The following is a 16,693-nucleotide window of genomic DNA, read 5'->3' on the forward strand; positions in this document are numbered from 1 at the left end:
ACAACCGTTGTGACACAGAAAGTTACACTTTTAAACAACTCATAAATATTTCTAGCGGCTGCTTTAAATAAAAAGTATTCCGTAAATTTGCGCCACGAATTTTCGCAAATACAAAGATAAAATAATGAGTACAACGACAATGCCTTATGTGGCACACAAAGTAAAAGACATTTCTTTGGCGTCTTGGGGACGAAAAGAGATTGAGTTGGCCGAGGCCGAAATGCCTGGATTGATGGCGCTTCGTGCGGAATATGGCGCATCGCAACCGCTGAAAGGCGCACGCATTGCCGGCTGTTTGCACATGACGATTCAGACTGCGGTTTTGATTGAAACACTGAAGGCTTTGGGCGCCGAAGTGACTTGGTCTTCATGCAACATTTTCTCTACGCAAGACCACGCGGCGGCTGCGATTGCAGACGCGGGTATCCAGGTTTACGCTTGGAAAGGCATGAACGAGGAAGAATTTGACTGGTGCATCGAGCAAACGTTGTTCTTTGGCGAAAACCGCCAACCGCTCAACATGATTTTGGATGACGGCGGCGATTTGACCAATATGGTTTTTGACCGTTACCCTGAACTGGCTTCGGGAATCAAAGGCCTGTCTGAAGAAACAACTACTGGCGTGCACCGTTTGTATGAAAGGATGAAAAACGGCACTTTGTTGATGCCGGCCATCAATGTAAACGACTCGGTAACCAAATCTAAATTTGACAACAAATACGGCTGTAAGGAAAGTGCGGTGGATGCGATTCGTCGTGCTACCGACGTGATGTTGGCCGGAAAGCGTGTGGTGGTTTGCGGATACGGTGACGTGGGCAAAGGTACGGCGGCTTCATTCCGCGGTGCAGGTTCCATTGTAACGGTAACTGAAATTGACCCGATTTGTGCGCTGCAAGCTGCGATGGACGGTTTTGAAGTGAAGAAATTAGATACTGTAATCGCGAATGCCGACATCGTCATTACGACAACCGGAAATAAAGATATCGTGGTTGGCCGTCATTTCGAGCAGATGAAAGACAAAACGATCGTTTGTAACATCGGGCATTTCGACAACGAAATCGACATGGCTTGGTTGAACAAGAACCACGGCGGGTCTAAAATCGAAATCAAACCACAAGTTGACAAGTACACCGTAAATGGCAAAGACATCATTATCTTGGCCGAAGGCCGTTTGGTGAACTTGGGTTGCGCCACCGGCCACCCGAGTTTTGTAATGAGTAACTCGTTCACGAACCAAACCCTTGCGCAAATCGAGTTGTGGAACAACGCAGACCAATACAACAATGAAGTGTATATGCTGCCGAAACACCTCGATGAGAAAGTAGCGGCGTTGCACCTCTCGAAATTAGGCGTTGAGCTTGAAACATTGAACAACGAGCAAGCGGCTTACATTGGCGTTGCTGTCAATGGGCCGTTCAAACCAGAATACTACAGGTATTAATCCTGTGCAATCGGATAAGAAACCCTCGCAGCGATGTGAGGGTTTTTTATTTAACATTTGATGCGGCTTTCCCGCAATTACCCCACCGTCCGCTCCTATAGTTTTACATCAACTTAAAATCATTATCATGAAAGATCTAAAACTTTATTTTGGTATCTTGGTCTTGTCAGTGGGCGTATTATTTTTGGCTTCATGCAGCGACCAGGAAAGTGCAACACAATTGCAATCGGTCAACTTGAAATTCAAGAATCAAGACCAAGTAACAAGACGCTTGAGCGATTCCATCTTTTCCGTGCATGTTATTATAGAATCCACGCAGCCTCTTCGTGTCATTTCTGACGAAGTCGTTGTGATGGAAGCCCATGGGGAAAACGGCGAATCGTTGGAAGGCATAGCATTGATAACCAACGACACAGCACGGGAAATCAGTCGCGCGGGTTACATTTTTAACAATGCAACCCAATGTTGGATTTGGGGCCGATACGTGACCAATACAAGTACTGGCGAAACGTATTTCCAGCCTGGGACGGCATCTGAACAAGCATACCACAATGTTTGCGCCCCGCAAGGCAGTTATTATGCAAGACCATGAAAAAGAAGACGATACTTTATTTACTGCTGGCGCCGCTTTTTTCATTCGGCCAGGTGGCGCCGGGTGGCACAACAGGCCAAGTCAAAATTCGCTATGCCAACCAACCCATCAGGTTACATGATCCGGCGCGAGAAAATCCGGTATTGGTGGTGTTTGGAAACCAAAGTTTCTTTGTGAAAGACAAGCGCACCGTAACCGACACGCTCGAAAAGCACTATAGATACCAGGTATTGACTAATTCCGACAGCATCCGCCGGTACACAAACTCTGCTTTTGTAAACGAAGTTTTGTTAGTCATAAGAAAGTAATTGCCGACGTTTGCCTCAAAAATTTTTGCAGCATGTATTCTTTTCTTATTTTTAAGGGAATTTAAAAACCCAAACACATGAAGAAAATAACACTGGCGCTGGCCGCGATGTTGGTATTCGCAGCCTGCAAAAAAGAAACAACCACCGTAGAAACTGCTGCCGGCGAAGACACTTTGACCACAACCGCCACAACGGTTGAAACGCCTGCCTTGCCAGACGGAGAAGACTTAGCTGAAGCGCAAAACAAGGCCGAAGCCAACTGGGAAGAGGCAAAAGCCAAACTCAAGGAAGCTATTGAAAAAGGCGATAAAAAAGCCGAAGAAGCAGCCCGTAAAGCCGAAGCCGACGCTAAAGCCGCTTGGGAAAAGGTTAAAGCCGAAACCAAAGAAGCCAGCGAAGACGTTAAGGAAGGTTTGGACAAAGCGAAAGAAGACGCAAAAGAAGGCTACAACGACGCGCTCGAAAAAGCCAAAATGAAGTAAGCCGCTTCGTCACAAAACAAAAAACCCCGACTCAATGAATCGGGGTTTTTATATTTAAAATCTTTTGCTGATTACGCCTCGAAAGGAGCAATTGAAACATAAGATTTGTTACCGGCTTTTTTCTGGAATTTCACAATGCCGTCAACTTTTGCATGCAGCGTGTGGTCTTTGCTGATGTAAACGTTTTCACCCGGATTGTGTTTCGAACCCCTTTGCCTTACGATGATATTGCCAGCAGCAGCGGCTTGTCCACCAAAAATCTTCACGCCCAAACGTTTCGATTCTGATTCCCTACCGTTCTTCGAGCTACCGACGCCTTTCTTGTGAGCCATAACTTTACAGGTTTATTTTTTAAGTTCGTTAAATCTTGTGATGTTTTCCACGATAGCCGCATCAACGTCTTCGTGTGTCAGGATGTTTTTTCCTGTAGCTTCTTTCACTTCCTTGCCCAAAGCAATCAAAGTTTCCCGGTTCTCTTTTGACTGAGAAAGATTGTTTTTCTTCAAGTGGTAGTTCAGTTCGTGGTCCTCGCCGAAGTTTACGGTAGCCCTGTCGCCGGTAGCGGCAGCTTTTGTTTCCGTTTTCTCTGCTGGAGCCGCTTCTTTCTTGGCAGCTGCTTTTTTAGCGCCACCGAAAGTGATCGCAGAAATCTGGATTTGCGTCAGAGATTGACGGTGTCCGTTTTTCTTCTTGTAACCTTTCCTTCTTTTCTTCTTGAAGACGATTACTTTGTCACCTTTCAGGTGCTGGAGTACTTTGGCTTCTACCGAAGCACCTTCTATAGCCGGGGCGCCCAAAGTGATGTTCCCGTTGTCGTCAGCCAGAAGGACTTTGTCGAAAGTAACTTTCGCTCCTTCATCGCTGGCCAAACGGTGAACAAAAACCTTCGAGTCTTTGCTTACTTTGAATTGTTGCCCTGCTATCTCTACGATTGCATACATAACAATGAAATTATTTGTTTATAAAAATGTGTGCAAATATACGACTAAATCGCATACGCGCAACCCGTTGAAGAAAAAAAGTTGTCGAATGTCGAATGTCGAATGTCAAACGAGTTGGAAATTGAGTATTTGTCTCGACTATTCATTCTTTTGGGCGTTGCCTTCGGCCCGCGCTATCCGCTACAATCTTTTGCTAAACCGCTGAGGTTTACAAAACCTCAGAGGTTTCCACAAAAGGATTTCCGCTGCTATCGCTAACGCGTGTTTCCGCTTCCATTCAAGAGTTGTTAACACTTTTGACTTTCCCCTTTCCTCTTTCGACTAAAAAATCTACTTTTGGCGTAACGAAAGAAACCATCTTTCGTCAAATCCAACTCAAAAATTCAAATTATTAATCTTTATGAAAAAATCACTAATGGCTTTAGGTGCTGTGCTTTCATTGGGCGCATCGGCTTACGCCCAAAAAGTTGCTTTTGAGCAGTATGACCTGTCCAACGGCATGCACGTCATCCTGCACAACGATCCGTCGGCCCCGGTGGTCATCACTTCGGTCATGTACCATGTTGGCGCCAAAGACGAGCAGCCAGACCGTACCGGCTTTGCGCACTTCTTCGAACACTTGCTTTTTGAAGGCACGCAAAACATCAAACGCGGCGAATGGTTCAAAATCGTAACTTCTAATGGCGGAACCAACAACGCCAACACGACAGACGACCGCACGTACTATTTTGAAGTTTTCCCATCGAACAACCTCGAACTCGGTCTTTGGATGGAATCTGAAAGATTGATGCATCCGGTGATCAACCAAATTGGTGTAGACACGCAAAACGAAGTCGTTAAAGAAGAAAAAAGGCTTCGTGTAGACAATCAGCCATACGGAAACCTGATTGCCGAAGTGAAGAAAAACATGTTCACCAACCACCCGTACCGTTGGGCAACCATTGGTTCAATGGAACACCTTGACGCTGCAAAGCTCGAAGAATTCCAAGCCTTTAACAAGAAATTCTACACGCCAAATAACGCGGTGCTGGTCGTGGCCGGCGACATCAGCGACATGGCGAAAACCAAAGATTGGATCCAGAAATATTTCGGCACCATTCCGCGTGGCGAAGACATCAAACGCCAAACGTTCTCTGAAGCGCCGATCACCCAAACCATCAAGGCCAATTATCAAGACCCGAACATCCAAATCCCGATGGTGGTTGCGGCTTACCGCACACCGTCGATGAAAACCCGCGATGCCCGTGTATTGGATATGATTTCTACTTTCTTGTCAGACGGAAAAAGTTCTAAACTTTACAAGAAAATCGTCGACGACAAAAAAATGGCCTTGCAAGTAGGCGCGTTCAGTTTCTCACAAGAAGACTATGGCATGTACATCTTGTACGGCATGCCGCAGGGCGACAACAAAACCGACGCTATCCTTGCGGAAATGGACGCTGAGATCGTGAAACTCCAAAACGAACTGATTTCAGAGAAAGACTTGCAGAAGCTAAAAAACAAATACGAATCAAACTACGTAAACAGCAACTCGAGCGTTGAAGGCATCGCCGAAAACCTTGCAACTTACTATCAGTTGTATGGCGACGTGAACCTCATTAATACCGAAATCGACATCTACCGTTCGGTAACCCGTGAGGAAATCAGGGATATCGCCAAGAAATACCTCAACCCCAACCAACGTTTAGTGCTGGATTACGTCCCTGCAAAAGATAAAGCTCAAAAATAAGACATCACGATGAAGAAAATTATAATAGCAGCATTAGGTTTGTTTCTTACCTTCAATATGCAAGCACAAGACAACAAGGTGTCGGGAAGTATTGCCGGCAAATCTGACCGACCGCAACCGAAACCGGGACCGGCACCAAAAATCAACATCAAGAAGCCTGAAACCTTCACATTGCCGAATGGTCTAAAGGTCATGGTCGTGGAAAACCATAAATTGCCTCGCGTTTCCTTTAACTTAACCATCGACAACGCTCCGTTCGCAGAAGGCAGCAAAAAAGGTGTTGACGAACTCACCAGTGCACTTATCGGCAGCGGCACCAAGACGATGACTAAAGATGCTTTTAACGAGGAAGTAGATTATCTGGGTGCAGACATCAACTTCGCGACAGACGGCGCTTATGCAAGTTGTTTGTCTAAATATGCAGGCCGCGTGCTCGAACTCATGGCCGAAGGATCACTCAACACCGTATTTACGCAAGAAGAGCTCGACAAGGAAAAAGCAAAACTCATCGACGGCTTGAAAGCCTCTGAGAAAAGCGTTCCTGCCGTTGCCGGCCGCGTGAGCAATGTGTTGGCTTTCGGAAAAACCCATCCGTACGGCGAATACCTGACTGAGGAAACCATCAACAACGTGACGCTCGACGACGTGAAAAAGCATTATGCTGACTATTTCGCGCCAGGCCGCGGCTACCTCGTTGTGATTGGCGATGTAAAAGTGAAAGATACCAAGAAAATGGTAGAAAAACTCTTCGGTGACTGGGTGGCTTCAACAGCGCCGGTACTGACGTATTCTGATCCGCAAAATGTACAGTACACACAAATCAATTTTGTGGACATGCCGAATGCCGTGCAATCTGAACTCTCGCTGATCAACAACGTAAAACTCCAGATGAAAGACCCGGATTATTTCCCGGTAATCTTGGCGAATCAAGTGTTGGGCGGCGATTTCAACAGCTACCTCAACATGAACTTGCGCGAAGCCCATGGCTGGACGTACGGCGCCCGCTCTTCTTTGAATGCAAGCCGTTGGCCAACCGTATTCAAGGCTTCATCACAAGTAAGGAATGCAGTAACCGACAGCGCCATCGTTGAATCGTTGAAGGAAATCAAACGCATCCGTACCGAGAAAGTAACCGATGAAACCCTTAACAACGTAAAAGCCGGCTACATCGGGCGTTTCGTGATGCAAATCGAAAAGCCACAAACCGTGGCCCGTTATGCGCTCAACATCGAAACTGAAGGCTTGCCTGCAGATTTCTACGAGAACTACATTAAGAACATCAACGCTGTAACGCCTGATGACATCATGCGTGTGGCCAACAAATACTTCATGGGCGACAACCTGCGCATCTTAGTCGTTGGTAAGGGCGCCGACGTCTTGCCAGGATTAGAGAAACTCAAAATCCCGATGTTCTATTTCGACAAATTCGGAAATCCGGTAGCCAAACCCGAAATGAAAAAACCGGTTCCTGCGGGCGTTACCGTAAAGACTGTGGTTGACGCTTACGTCAAAGCCATCGGTGGTGAAAAAGCAGTAAAAGGCGTTAAAACCATCGCTTCTACAGGTTCTACGAACATTCCGCAGGCACCAATGCCTTTGAGCTTCGTTTCTAAAGTCGACGCGAAAGGAAAAATGATGGTGGAACTGGCCATGGGTGGCATGAGCATCATGAAACAAGTGGTGAACGAAAAAGGCGGCTACATGATGCAGCAAGGCCAAAAGCAGGAAATCACCGGCGACGACCTCAAGGAAATGAAGGAAAGCGCTGTTCCGTTTGAGGAATTGACACTTGCCAGCAAACCGGGCGTAACGGTAAGCGGGATCGAAAGCATCGAAGGCAGCGACGCCTACGCCGTTAAAAATGGCGCCAGCACGTATTATTTCGACGTGAAATCAGGTTTGAAAGTAGCCGAATCGAAAGAAGAAGAGCAAGCTGGCCAGAAGATGACACTCATGACCAACTACAAAGATTACCGCGATGTGAAAGGCGTGAAATTGCCATTCAACATCATCCGTAATGTTGGCTTTGAGCTTGACATCAAACTCGACAGCGTTAAAGTCAATGAAGGTGTTACCGACGCTGACTTCCAATAAGTAAAGATTGATAATGTGAAAAAGGCTGCTCTCGGGCGGCCTTTTTTATTACTAAATGATGCCTTTTTACTATTTTCGACCAGAAAGATATACCCCGATGAGGATAATGGCCGCACCCAAAAGTTGCCAACCCGTCAAGGTTTCGCCGTAAACAATTCCCCAAACGCAAGCAACAACCGGAATCAGATAAGTAACCTGTGTTGCAAAAACCGGTGAGGAAATCTGAATGAGCCTATAAAACAATACATTGGCGATGCCTGTCCCGAGAATGCCCAATATCACCACGAATAAAGAGGCGTATTGGACATTGGCCTGGCCAACAACATCGAAATACCCTGAAGCCGCCAAAATAATGGAAGCCGGAATGAGCATCACGGCAAAGTTGCCTGCGGTGATGGTCATCGGGCTCAAATCAGACAAATATTTCTTTACGAGATTGACATTTGTCGCGTAACAGAGCGTGGCTACAATCACAAATCCCGCGAACCAGTAATTCTGTGACGGATTGTCCATCGCGCCCGATAAAATCAAGACAAGCGTTCCGGCCAGACCAACGGTTACCCCAATGGCCTGCGTCCGTCTTACGGTCAGACCAAAGAAAAAAGTTCCCAAAATCAAAGCGTTCACAGGCGTCAACGAATTTAAGATTGCAGTAACCGAACTGGTAATCTCGGTCTCTGCGATGGCGAAGAAATAGGCAGGGATAAAATTCCCGAACAAGCCCGTCATGGCCACGAATTTCCACTGCCGTTGCGGAATCTTGGGCAAATGCCTGAAACCAATAGCCAACAGGAAAACCGCTGCCGAAACAATCCTAAGCGAACCCAATTGAAATGGGTTGAGCGCGCCCAGCCCGAGTTCAATCAAGATGAACGAACTGCCCCAAATCAAGGCGAGCAGCAGTAGGAAAACCCATTTAATTTGGTGATTGGACATGGTGGTGATTTGCCCGCAAAGTTTAGAATAATTTAGGAATAGCGCCTGCTTTTTTTGCTAATTTTGTATTCGCTTCGCTTTCAGGTTGAAGCATCAAAAATTATCTTATTAAAATCCACAACTATGAACATCACAAAATCACTGCTGTCTTTGGTGTTGGCCAGCGCCTTGTTCACTGGGTGCAAAGACACGGCAAAAGAACCATCTGTCGCCGAAAACACGACTGCATCGGCCAAATCGAGCGCGCCCGTCGGCAAAGTTGAAACCGCCAGTTTCAACATCGAAGGCATGACCTGCGCCATGGGTTGTGCCAAAACCATCGAAAGTAAACTCTCACACATGGACGGCATCCAGAAAGCTTCGGTTGATTTCGACAAAAAATCAGCGACGGTAGAATATGATTCCGCCAAACAATCTCCGGAAAAAATCACTGAAGCCGTCGAAGCGGTTGCGGGCGGCGACACCTACAAAGTCACCAACATGAAATCATCGCAAGACCACGCGATGCTCATCAAGGAAAAAGAGAAAAAGAAAAAGAAAGCGAAAACCGAAGAGAAAAAAGGCGAAGAGAAAAAAGACTGCGGCACTGAAACCAAAAGCGGCGGTTGCTGCGCGGGTAAGAAACCAGCGTCTTGCCATTCTACGTAAAACCTCTTAAATTAGAAAGCCACGGATTCACTTTATGTAAATCCGTGGCTTTTTATTTTCTATAGTTCCGTTATTTCCACTTCAGCGTTTCCATCAACGTGCGCATGTCGTCGCGAACGTACGCAGCGGCCGGCAAGATGGAGTCGAAATTGGGCTTGGCGTAAAAATAGACCGATGCGGTTACGAAATGCCTGACGCTATCAGTCGCATAAAATTGTGCGTTGGTAGCCGCGTTGCCCTGAATCCGATAAAACATACCGTACACTTTATCTTTGTCGTTGATGAACGGCTGTTCCACGATGTCATCGGCCTTAATCACATGTTTATAGGTCAGCGTCTGGGCATCGCGCAGCAAATCGTTGATGTTGTTGTTGACGGGTTTGTAGCTCAGGTAAATCGTGGCCTTAAGCTTCGGGTAATTCACTTCGAAACTGCAATCGGGGTTGCCTTTGATCACCGCATCGTAGTTCATGTCAAAAGTGAACGGACATTGGTTCGAAAACGAAGCATACTCCGGCGCTTTGTACTCCAGCCGCAATTGTCCTTTAGGCTTCGGCAAGACGTCGTCCTTACAACTTCCCAGACAAACGGCCAGCAACAAAAAAAATGGGGTTTTCTTCAGCATATCAGAACGGGAGGTCATTCTCCGGCATATTCGGCGCATCATAACCGCCAGTTTTTGCATCGGGCGTACGCGTCGTCTCAGTATCTTTTTTGGTGGTCAGGAAAGTAAACTCGGTCACCTGGATTTCCGTGGTGTATTTCGTGACGCCGTCTTCGGCCTGCCATTGGCGCGATTTGATCCGGCCTTCCACGTAAATCTTATCGCCTTTCGACAAATATTTCTCGCAGATTTCGGCGGCCTTGTTCCGGACTACGAGGTTGTGCCATTCGGTGGAAGTGATCTTTTCGTTGGTTTGACGGTTGATATAAACTTCGTTGGTCGCCAACGGAAACCGCGCGATACAGTTGCCGCCTTCAAAATAGTGCATCTTGACTTCATCGCCTAAATGGCCAATGAGCATGACTTTGTTTAACGTTCCATTCATTTTTTTGGTGGTTGATAGCTACCAAATGTACAAAACATTTGAAGATTATTTCCAATGGTTTTTTATAAAGTTGGCCAGCACAATTGGGAACGGATAGGCTTCCAAATCGGCTACTGCCACGCCGTCAGCCAATCGGCCACGGACTTTGACCGAAACGAATCTGATGTGCAACGATTGGTGTGTCAGTTTGTGCGTTGTCGCTTTCGAGTCAAGTGTTTTTACGGAAATAATATCTTGCTTTTCCATTGCGCTTTCAATAACTTTCGAAAGGTCTGCTTGCGCCGAGACCGATTCAACGAGCGGAAATTCGTACAAGTTATGCCATATGTCCTTGGCTGTACGTTTTTGAATCATTGTATGACCCGATTCGTCCTCATACACCAAGTAACTGAAATACCTCGATTTAGATTGACTTTTTTTGGACTTAACGGGCAATTGTGAAACCTTATTGTATTTAACGGCCAGACAACCATCGTTCAATGGACACGTATCGCAATCTGGATTTTTCGGAGTGCATTGCAACGCGCCGAATTCCATGATGGCTTGGTTGAAGAGCGCCGCCGAATCGGGCGGCATGAGTTCGGCAGCCAAGGCCGTAAACTCCTTTTTTGTGGCTTGTTGCGCAATGTCGGACTCGATACCGAAATAGCGCGACAACACGCGAAACACGTTTCCATCCACAACCGGAACAGCCTCGCCATAAGCAAACGACGCAATGGCCGCAGCGGTATAGTCGCCTACGCCTTTGAGTTTCAACAAATCATGGTAGTTTTCCGGGAATTTTCCAGCCAGTTCAAAAGCAATGTACTTGGCCGTCTGATGAAGATTGCGCGCCCGTGAATAATAGCCTAATCCTTGCCAAAGCCGTAGCACCTGCTGTTCATCGGCGCGGGCCAGATCTGACACCGTCGGGAAATGTTCCGAAAATGTTAAAAAATAGGGCAACCCTTGTGCAACGCGCGTTTGCTGGAGCATGATTTCCGACAACCAGATCAAATAGGGATCGGTCGTGTCGCGCCACGGCAAATCACGCTTGTTGTTTAAATACCACGTTATTAGAAGTTTAGCAAAAGGCATGTTTTGAAAATCGGAAGTTGCCAAAAGTAAAAGTTTATGTTGTTAAATTTTAATTGATTAGATTGATTATTTCTTTTTTAAATCCATATATTTGCACACTCAAAAATTTACACATAAACTAAAAATCGAAAAGAAAATGACGAAAGCAGACATCGTAGCGAAAATCGCTGAGAAATTGGGTCTTGAAAAAGGAGACGTTCAGGCAACTGTAGAATCTTTCATGGACGAAGTGAAAACGTCACTCGAGACCGGCGATAATGTTTACCTCAGAGGTTTCGGCAGCTTCATCATTAAGACAAGGGCTGAAAAAACGGGAAGAAACATCTCTAAAAACACCACGATTAAAATCCCTGCTCACAACATTCCGGCATTTAAACCTGCGAAAGTTTTCGTAGAAGGCGTAAAAACCAACACCGAAGCAAAATAATTAACACCTTAAAACTCTAAGTATGCCAAGTGGTAAGAAAAGAAAAAGACATAAGGTAGCGACGCACAAGCGCAAGAAGCGGGCGAGAGCTAACCGTCACAAGAAGAAAAAGTAGTGTGATGCTACTTTTTCTTTTTTTAAACGTTCATTGAAATCAGGTAAGTCAAAAGTTTAAAGTCGAAAGTCGAAAGGCTGTTGACCGAAACTAATGACTGAACCTACCGGGTAATTAATACCTGTTTAAATTATTGTTTAATCCATCCTTGCAGCAGCGGCTAGTATTGTAGTAGCTAGGGGCTAGAGAAATTGTCTAGCAACTAACCACTAACCACTAGCAACTAATCCTGGATAAAAATTTACAGTGTGAATAAAGAATTAATCATCAGATCAAGTTCTGAAGCCGTAGATTTTGCCTTATTAAAAGATGGAAAACTCATAGAATTACACAAGGAAGAAGAAAAAAGCAACTTTCAGGTTGGCGACATTTTCATCGCGAAAATCCGCAAGCCGGTTGCCGGGCTCAACGCTGCGTTTGTCAACGTCGGTTTTGAGAAAGATGCATTCCTGCATTACCACGACCTCGGGCCGAACCTTTCTTCCCAACTGAAATTCTTAAAACTTGTAAGCACAGGTAAATTAAAAGATTTCTCACTCAAAAATTTTCAGTTTGAAAAGGAGATTGACAAGAATGGTGCAATAGCCGATGTGCTTGCCACCAACCAGTCAGTCCTGGTCCAAGTCGTCAAAGAGCCGATTTCCACCAAAGGCCCGCGCATTTCCTCGGAATTGTCGCTCGCCGGACGTTACATCGTGCTCGTGCCTTTTTCCGACCGGATTTCCATCTCGCAAAAGATTGAATCCAAGGAAGAAAAAGACCGTTTGAAACGACTGGTCCAATCCATCAGGCCGAAAGGCTTCGGTATCATTGTTCGTACCGTCGCCGAAGGCAAAAAAGTCGCAGAACTCGACAAAGACTTGCAGAACCTGCTCAGCAGATGGACTGCAATGTGTAAAAAATTACCAACCGCCCATCATCCGTCAAAGGTGTTAGGAGAGCTCAACAGGGCATCTTCCATCCTTCGAGACGTGTTCAACGATACCTTCACCGGGATATTCGTCGATGATGAAGAGTTGTATCACCAAACCAAGGACTACATCGAAGAAATTGCACCTTCCAAGCAGAACATCGTCAAGTTCTACCAACACAAGGACATTCCCATCTTCGAAAAATTCCACATCGAGAGACAAATCAAGACTTCATTCGGCAAAACCGTTTCCATGGCACGCGGCGCGTACCTCATCATCGAGCACACCGAAGCGTTGCACGTCATCGACGTCAACTCCGGCAACCGCTCCAACAAAGCGTCCAACCAGGAAGACACCGCGCTCGAGGTCAACATGATTGCCGCAGCCGAAATCGCCCGCCAGTTAAGGCTTCGCGATATGGGCGGCATCATCGTCATCGACTTCATCGACATGTCAAACCCAGACAACCGCAAGAAACTCTTTGACCACTTGCGCGATGAAATGTCCGACGACAAGGCCAAGCACAAAATCCTGCCGCCTAGTAAATTTGGGCTTATCCAGATTACACGGCAACGCGTTCGTCCGGAAGTCAACATCAAGACCAGCGAAGAAAACCCAGATAACGGAAACGGGGAAATCGCCGCACCGATCTTGATCATCGAAAAAATCGAGTCAGACCTCGAAAGAATGCTTAAAACCCACAAAAACGTGACGCTCAATACGCATCCGTTTGTGGCTGCTTACCTCAGTAAAGGTTTTCCATCCTTGCGCGGGAAATGGTTTTTCCAGCACAAGAAATGGGTGAAAATCATACCACGTGATGCTTACACGTTCCTGGAGTATCATTTCTTCGACAAAGAAGGAAATGAAATTCTGGATTAAAATTAAACCGCCTCTCAATTATGATTGGCGGTTTTTTTTATGCCTTCTGTTTTCGATAAATCGAAAATACCTGAAGCCCACTGGGCTTCCTCCTCTCAAGCTCAAATGCGGGAAATGGTTTTTCCAGCACAAGAAATGGGTGAAAATCATACCACGTGATGCTTACACGTTCCTGGAGTATCATTTCTTTGACAAAGAAGGAAATGAAATTCTAGATTAAAATTAAACCGCCTTTCAGATATGATTGGCGGTTTTTTTATGCTCAAAAGCGCTGTTCTAAAATTTTTACCGATGCTATTTGGACGTTGCGCAGAGCGCCGGGCTGTCCGCTGTAGTCCTCGCCGGGCTGCGGGCTGCCGCTTCCATCCCTAACGCGGCCTGGCGGTGGTGCCATGCACGGCAGCAACCATAAAAAAAGAGGCTTGCAAAACGGCAAACCTCTTTCTTTTAGAAAATAATTGTGCTATTTTTTCAATAACTTCTTCACTTCCGAACCATTGTCTGTGGTTACTTTCACGAAATACAAGCCTTGCTGTAACGCAGACACGTCTAGCGCCAGTTGGCTTTCACCGTTTCGCTCCATAATCTTCTTACCCTGAACATCATACAATTCCACGGTAAATTCACTCGCGGCGTCAATGTATACCAGTTGTGTTGCCGGGTTCGGATAGAGTACAAACAAGTTTCTCTCATTTTCGCCAATGCCCAATTCGGCCAAAACGGTCATCACGGTATTGGTGACGATTGGCGCATTGAAATCAAAGAAAATATTGGCGGTGTTGTAAATGTCGTCGTTGCTGTTCAGCCCAGATTTCAGGTTTACTTCATAGGCCACAAACCCTTGGCTGTCCGGATCGCTCACAGACATTGGCGGCAGGTTGATGTTGTCAAACCTAAAGTCAACCAAACCGGTTTCACTCATGGTTGTCGTAAATGCATGGCTCGCAGCCACCGGCCTGAACGTTGTCCAATCCAAATTGGCGTCGAGTTGGTCGGTAATGTGTACGTTCACCGCATCGGCCGTACCCGTATTTTGGAATCGTACCACATAATGCAGGGCATTTTGTGTATCATCTGCCGCAAAACCGCTTTCTAAAACTGTCTTGTCATTCGGATCGTAAGAATTGACTACCATGGTGGTAAACGTCGATGAATTGTTGTACGGCGTGGCGTCTGGCAGCTCGAGCGGCGTGAAAGCATACAATTGCAGGAAATTGCCCTGCTCCACAGTCGGCGGCAAGGCCATCTGGAAAACAACTTCGGCTTCGTATGTTGCCCAAGGCGCCAATGCGCTGTAATCAAGGGTAATCATGCCCGCAGACTGCCCCGAAACAGCAGGAACGGAACTCGAAAAAGCCATATACTGTGGTTGGGTATAATTGAGCGTTAACGTCCCGCTTTGTGTGGTTGTTCCAACGTTTTTAAGAATCACCTTGCACGCAAATGGGAATCCCGGCCGCGCCACCGTCAACGGAACAATGTTCACTTGAAGATCGTCGGTTGTTCCGCTCGGCACGACACATAAATTCGCAATATCATTAGAAACAAGGGTAACGTTGACCACAGCCGGCGCGGAACTGCCGTACCCTTCGGTCATCACGGCAACAGTATGGCTTCCAACAGCCAACCCATCAAATGAATAGTTCCCATTGGCGTCGGTAACGGCATATTGCACGTTTCCATTTACCGTATCGCTCACCAAAATGTTCCCCATCGGCGGATCAGATTCGGTGCAGCCATTCAAATCGGCATCGAATCTTACCACACCTGAGATTGAATTGCAAACCGATGCAACAAGTTTCATTGTCGTGATGCCGTAACAACCGGCGACTTCGTCTGTCACCCGGATATAAATGGTCTGTGCAGGCGTGATATTGACGTACGGAGACAGGAGTGCGTTGGTTCCAAGTTCGGCATCTATCATCGTTTCATAAAAAGTCGCAGACCATGACGGCTGGCCGTTTACAATTTGCGGCACTTTAGACTCTAGGTCAAATGTCGCGAAACCATCGCCGTTGTCGTCACAAACCACAAAATCAGGCTGCGGTGGTACTTGAAGCGTCCCGATGGTCACGAAAAAGGAGCCTTCCGCAATACAAGGAGGCACGGTCGGCGTAGCGAAATAGATATAAATTTGCTGGGAACTCGTGATGACATCTCCGGCAAACAGCATGGTGCCGGTGCCGTTCGGGCCAGTATAGTAATTTCCACTATTTAGCGCAGGCAACACGTATGAGCCGCAGGCATAAACATCCGGAAGCTGATCTACGACAGGTGCAGGGAGTACAATCACCATAAAACTCGATTCGTCTGTACAATTCGGCGTGGTACCGGTCTCAGCAAAAACATAGATCGGCGTCACAGACGTAATCATCATGCCCGGAGGAATAAGGGTTTCAGGCGCGCCGCCCGGTGCAAAATGAAAGCTCTGCCCGGCCGGTAGCGGAAAAGGAACCCAAGCCTCACATACTACAAAGTCAGGAAACTGCAAGGCTACTGGTGGTGGAATAATCGTAACTTGAAATGAGCTTGGAATACTGCACGGGAAATCCGTCAGATGCCGATACACGGTCATCGATTCCGTAATGGTACTCGGTACGGCAATTGTCCCGGCCATATCCGCGGTATAATTCACCCCGAAAACGGGCAGCAACGTGTAACTTCCGCATGCCGTAACATCAGGAACATCAGGAACATCGAACGGCATCTCCCAATACACCAAAAAAGATGTCGTGGCAAAACTGGCGTCGAGGGCACTGTCTACACGCGCATAAACGGTTCCGAACTCTGGGGCGATGTAGAACGATGGCGTGGCAATCGCATTCGATCCGTTCTCCGCATCGGATAGCGATACATAGTAAGTGACCGAAAAATCCGAGGGCGATTGTGTCCCGAGAATGACCGACGTTTGAACGGTAAGATCAAAGACTTCGTTACCGCACTGGTACAAGTCTGAGGGTTGCGTGGCCGTAGCTTGCGAAAACGCAAAACCGGTCGAGACGCACGTTAAAAAAAGTAGTAATTTCTTCATCGTGTTAATTTTTAGCATTTTAACCAAATG

General features: G+C 46.6%; 16 protein-coding genes. 9 read left to right on the top strand and 7 right to left on the bottom strand.

What is annotated here, in order from left to right:
- Positions 1-124 precede the first annotated feature (124 nt).
- The 4 genes from ahcY (at position 125) to ACM9J1_RS14085 (ending at position 2,823) form a co-directional block, all read left to right on the top strand.
- Positions 125-1,441, top strand: a complete 1,317-nt coding sequence (gene ahcY, locus ACM9J1_RS14070; protein ID WP_415582727.1) for an adenosylhomocysteinase — start codon at positions 125-127, stop codon at positions 1,439-1,441.
- Between the two features lie 127 nt (positions 1,442-1,568).
- Positions 1,569-2,033, top strand: a complete 465-nt coding sequence (locus ACM9J1_RS14075; RefSeq protein WP_415582728.1) for a hypothetical protein — start codon at positions 1,569-1,571, stop codon at positions 2,031-2,033.
- Complete coding sequence (locus ACM9J1_RS14080; protein ID WP_415582729.1) at positions 2,030-2,341, top strand: hypothetical protein; 312 nt, start codon at positions 2,030-2,032, stop codon at positions 2,339-2,341. The genes ACM9J1_RS14075 and ACM9J1_RS14080 overlap by 4 nt, the downstream gene beginning before the upstream one ends.
- A gap of 77 nt (positions 2,342-2,418) precedes the next feature.
- Complete coding sequence (locus ACM9J1_RS14085) at positions 2,419-2,823, top strand: hypothetical protein (protein ID WP_415582731.1); 405 nt, start codon at positions 2,419-2,421, stop codon at positions 2,821-2,823.
- A 71-nt stretch (positions 2,824-2,894) separates the two neighbouring features.
- Here the strand turns inward: ACM9J1_RS14085 and rpmA are convergent, their stop codons facing one another.
- Positions 2,895-3,155: a 50S ribosomal protein L27 gene (rpmA, locus tag ACM9J1_RS14090; protein ID WP_415582732.1), complete on the bottom strand. Its 261-nt coding sequence runs from the start codon at positions 3,153-3,155 to the stop codon at positions 2,895-2,897.
- Positions 3,156-3,167: 12 nt separating this feature from the next.
- Positions 3,168-3,764 (bottom strand): 50S ribosomal protein L21, encoded by a 597-nt coding sequence (gene rplU / locus ACM9J1_RS14095; RefSeq protein ID WP_415582733.1) that lies wholly within the window; start codon positions 3,762-3,764, stop codon positions 3,168-3,170.
- A 400-nt stretch (positions 3,765-4,164) separates the two neighbouring features.
- Between rplU and ACM9J1_RS14100 the strand changes: the two genes are divergently transcribed.
- On the top strand, positions 4,165-5,493 hold the full coding sequence (locus ACM9J1_RS14100; protein WP_415582735.1) for a M16 family metallopeptidase: 1,329 nt from the start codon (positions 4,165-4,167) through the stop codon (positions 5,491-5,493).
- Between the two features lie 9 nt (positions 5,494-5,502).
- Positions 5,503-7,587 carry a M16 family metallopeptidase gene (locus ACM9J1_RS14105; protein WP_415582736.1) on the top strand — a complete coding sequence of 695 codons (2,085 nt, stop codon included), beginning with the start codon at positions 5,503-5,505 and terminating at the stop codon, positions 7,585-7,587.
- 69 nt (positions 7,588-7,656) lie between these two features.
- Here ACM9J1_RS14105 and ACM9J1_RS14110 read toward each other — a convergent pair whose 3' ends face one another.
- Positions 7,657-8,523: a DMT family transporter gene (locus tag ACM9J1_RS14110; protein WP_415582737.1), complete on the bottom strand. Its 867-nt coding sequence runs from the start codon at positions 8,521-8,523 to the stop codon at positions 7,657-7,659.
- Between the two features lie 123 nt (positions 8,524-8,646).
- Between ACM9J1_RS14110 and ACM9J1_RS14115 the strand changes: the two genes are divergently transcribed.
- The gene (locus ACM9J1_RS14115) at positions 8,647-9,171 is read left to right on the top strand and encodes a heavy-metal-associated domain-containing protein (RefSeq protein ID WP_415582738.1); all 525 of its coding nucleotides are present in this window, start codon (positions 8,647-8,649) and stop codon (positions 9,169-9,171) included.
- A 70-nt stretch (positions 9,172-9,241) separates the two neighbouring features.
- Here ACM9J1_RS14115 and gldD read toward each other — a convergent pair whose 3' ends face one another.
- From gldD to mutY, 3 genes are read right to left on the bottom strand one after another with little or no spacing between them, the layout of a single operon-like run.
- The gene (gene gldD, locus ACM9J1_RS14120) at positions 9,242-9,796 is read right to left on the bottom strand and encodes a gliding motility lipoprotein GldD (RefSeq protein ID WP_415582775.1); all 555 of its coding nucleotides are present in this window, start codon (positions 9,794-9,796) and stop codon (positions 9,242-9,244) included.
- A gap of 1 nt (position 9,797) precedes the next feature.
- On the bottom strand, positions 9,798-10,220 hold the full coding sequence (locus ACM9J1_RS14125) for a single-stranded DNA-binding protein (RefSeq protein ID WP_415582739.1): 423 nt from the start codon (positions 10,218-10,220) through the stop codon (positions 9,798-9,800).
- A 45-nt stretch (positions 10,221-10,265) separates the two neighbouring features.
- The gene (gene mutY / locus ACM9J1_RS14130; protein WP_415582740.1) at positions 10,266-11,297 is read right to left on the bottom strand and encodes an A/G-specific adenine glycosylase; all 1,032 of its coding nucleotides are present in this window, start codon (positions 11,295-11,297) and stop codon (positions 10,266-10,268) included.
- 91 nt (positions 11,298-11,388) lie between these two features.
- On the opposite strand from mutY, the gene ACM9J1_RS14135 reads away from it, so the two are divergent.
- Positions 11,389-11,724: an HU family DNA-binding protein gene (locus tag ACM9J1_RS14135; protein WP_415582741.1), complete on the top strand. Its 336-nt coding sequence runs from the start codon at positions 11,389-11,391 to the stop codon at positions 11,722-11,724.
- A gap of 363 nt (positions 11,725-12,087) precedes the next feature.
- The gene (locus ACM9J1_RS14140) at positions 12,088-13,632 is read left to right on the top strand and encodes an Rne/Rng family ribonuclease (protein ID WP_415582742.1); all 1,545 of its coding nucleotides are present in this window, start codon (positions 12,088-12,090) and stop codon (positions 13,630-13,632) included.
- 463 nt (positions 13,633-14,095) lie between these two features.
- Here ACM9J1_RS14140 and ACM9J1_RS14145 read toward each other — a convergent pair whose 3' ends face one another.
- On the bottom strand, positions 14,096-16,663 hold the full coding sequence (locus ACM9J1_RS14145; protein WP_415582743.1) for a DUF7619 domain-containing protein: 2,568 nt from the start codon (positions 16,661-16,663) through the stop codon (positions 14,096-14,098).
- Between the last annotated feature and the right edge of the window lie 30 nt (positions 16,664-16,693).

The sequence above is a fragment of the Flavobacterium longum genome (assembly GCF_965137575.1).
In the GTDB taxonomy this organism is placed as follows: Bacteria; Bacteroidota; Bacteroidia; order Flavobacteriales; family Flavobacteriaceae; genus Flavobacterium; species Flavobacterium longum.

What these genes read in the sequence shown, in the direction of transcription:
- ahcY (WP_415582727.1), top strand. Translation starts at nt 125, where the DNA reads ATGAGTACAACGACAATGCCTTATGTGGCACACAAAGTAAAAGACATT.
- ACM9J1_RS14075 (WP_415582728.1), top strand. Translation starts at nt 1,569, where the DNA reads ATGAAAGATCTAAAACTTTATTTTGGTATCTTGGTCTTGTCAGTGGGC.
- ACM9J1_RS14080 (WP_415582729.1), top strand. Translation starts at nt 2,030, where the DNA reads ATGAAAAAGAAGACGATACTTTATTTACTGCTGGCGCCGCTTTTTTCA.
- ACM9J1_RS14085 (WP_415582731.1), top strand. Translation starts at nt 2,419, where the DNA reads ATGAAGAAAATAACACTGGCGCTGGCCGCGATGTTGGTATTCGCAGCC.
- rpmA (WP_415582732.1), bottom strand. Translation starts at nt 3,155, where the DNA reads ATGGCTCACAAGAAAGGCGTCGGTAGCTCGAAGAACGGTAGGGAATCA.
- rplU (WP_415582733.1), bottom strand. Translation starts at nt 3,764, where the DNA reads ATGTATGCAATCGTAGAGATAGCAGGGCAACAATTCAAAGTAAGCAAA.
- ACM9J1_RS14100 (WP_415582735.1), top strand. Translation starts at nt 4,165, where the DNA reads ATGAAAAAATCACTAATGGCTTTAGGTGCTGTGCTTTCATTGGGCGCA.
- ACM9J1_RS14105 (WP_415582736.1), top strand. Translation starts at nt 5,503, where the DNA reads ATGAAGAAAATTATAATAGCAGCATTAGGTTTGTTTCTTACCTTCAAT.
- ACM9J1_RS14110 (WP_415582737.1), bottom strand. Translation starts at nt 8,523, where the DNA reads ATGTCCAATCACCAAATTAAATGGGTTTTCCTACTGCTGCTCGCCTTG.
- ACM9J1_RS14115 (WP_415582738.1), top strand. Translation starts at nt 8,647, where the DNA reads ATGAACATCACAAAATCACTGCTGTCTTTGGTGTTGGCCAGCGCCTTG.
- gldD (WP_415582775.1), bottom strand. Translation starts at nt 9,796, where the DNA reads ATGCTGAAGAAAACCCCATTTTTTTTGTTGCTGGCCGTTTGTCTGGGA.
- ACM9J1_RS14125 (WP_415582739.1), bottom strand. Translation starts at nt 10,220, where the DNA reads ATGAATGGAACGTTAAACAAAGTCATGCTCATTGGCCATTTAGGCGAT.
- mutY (WP_415582740.1), bottom strand. Translation starts at nt 11,297, where the DNA reads ATGCCTTTTGCTAAACTTCTAATAACGTGGTATTTAAACAACAAGCGT.
- ACM9J1_RS14145 (WP_415582743.1), bottom strand. Translation starts at nt 16,663, where the DNA reads ATGAAGAAATTACTACTTTTTTTAACGTGCGTCTCGACCGGTTTTGCG.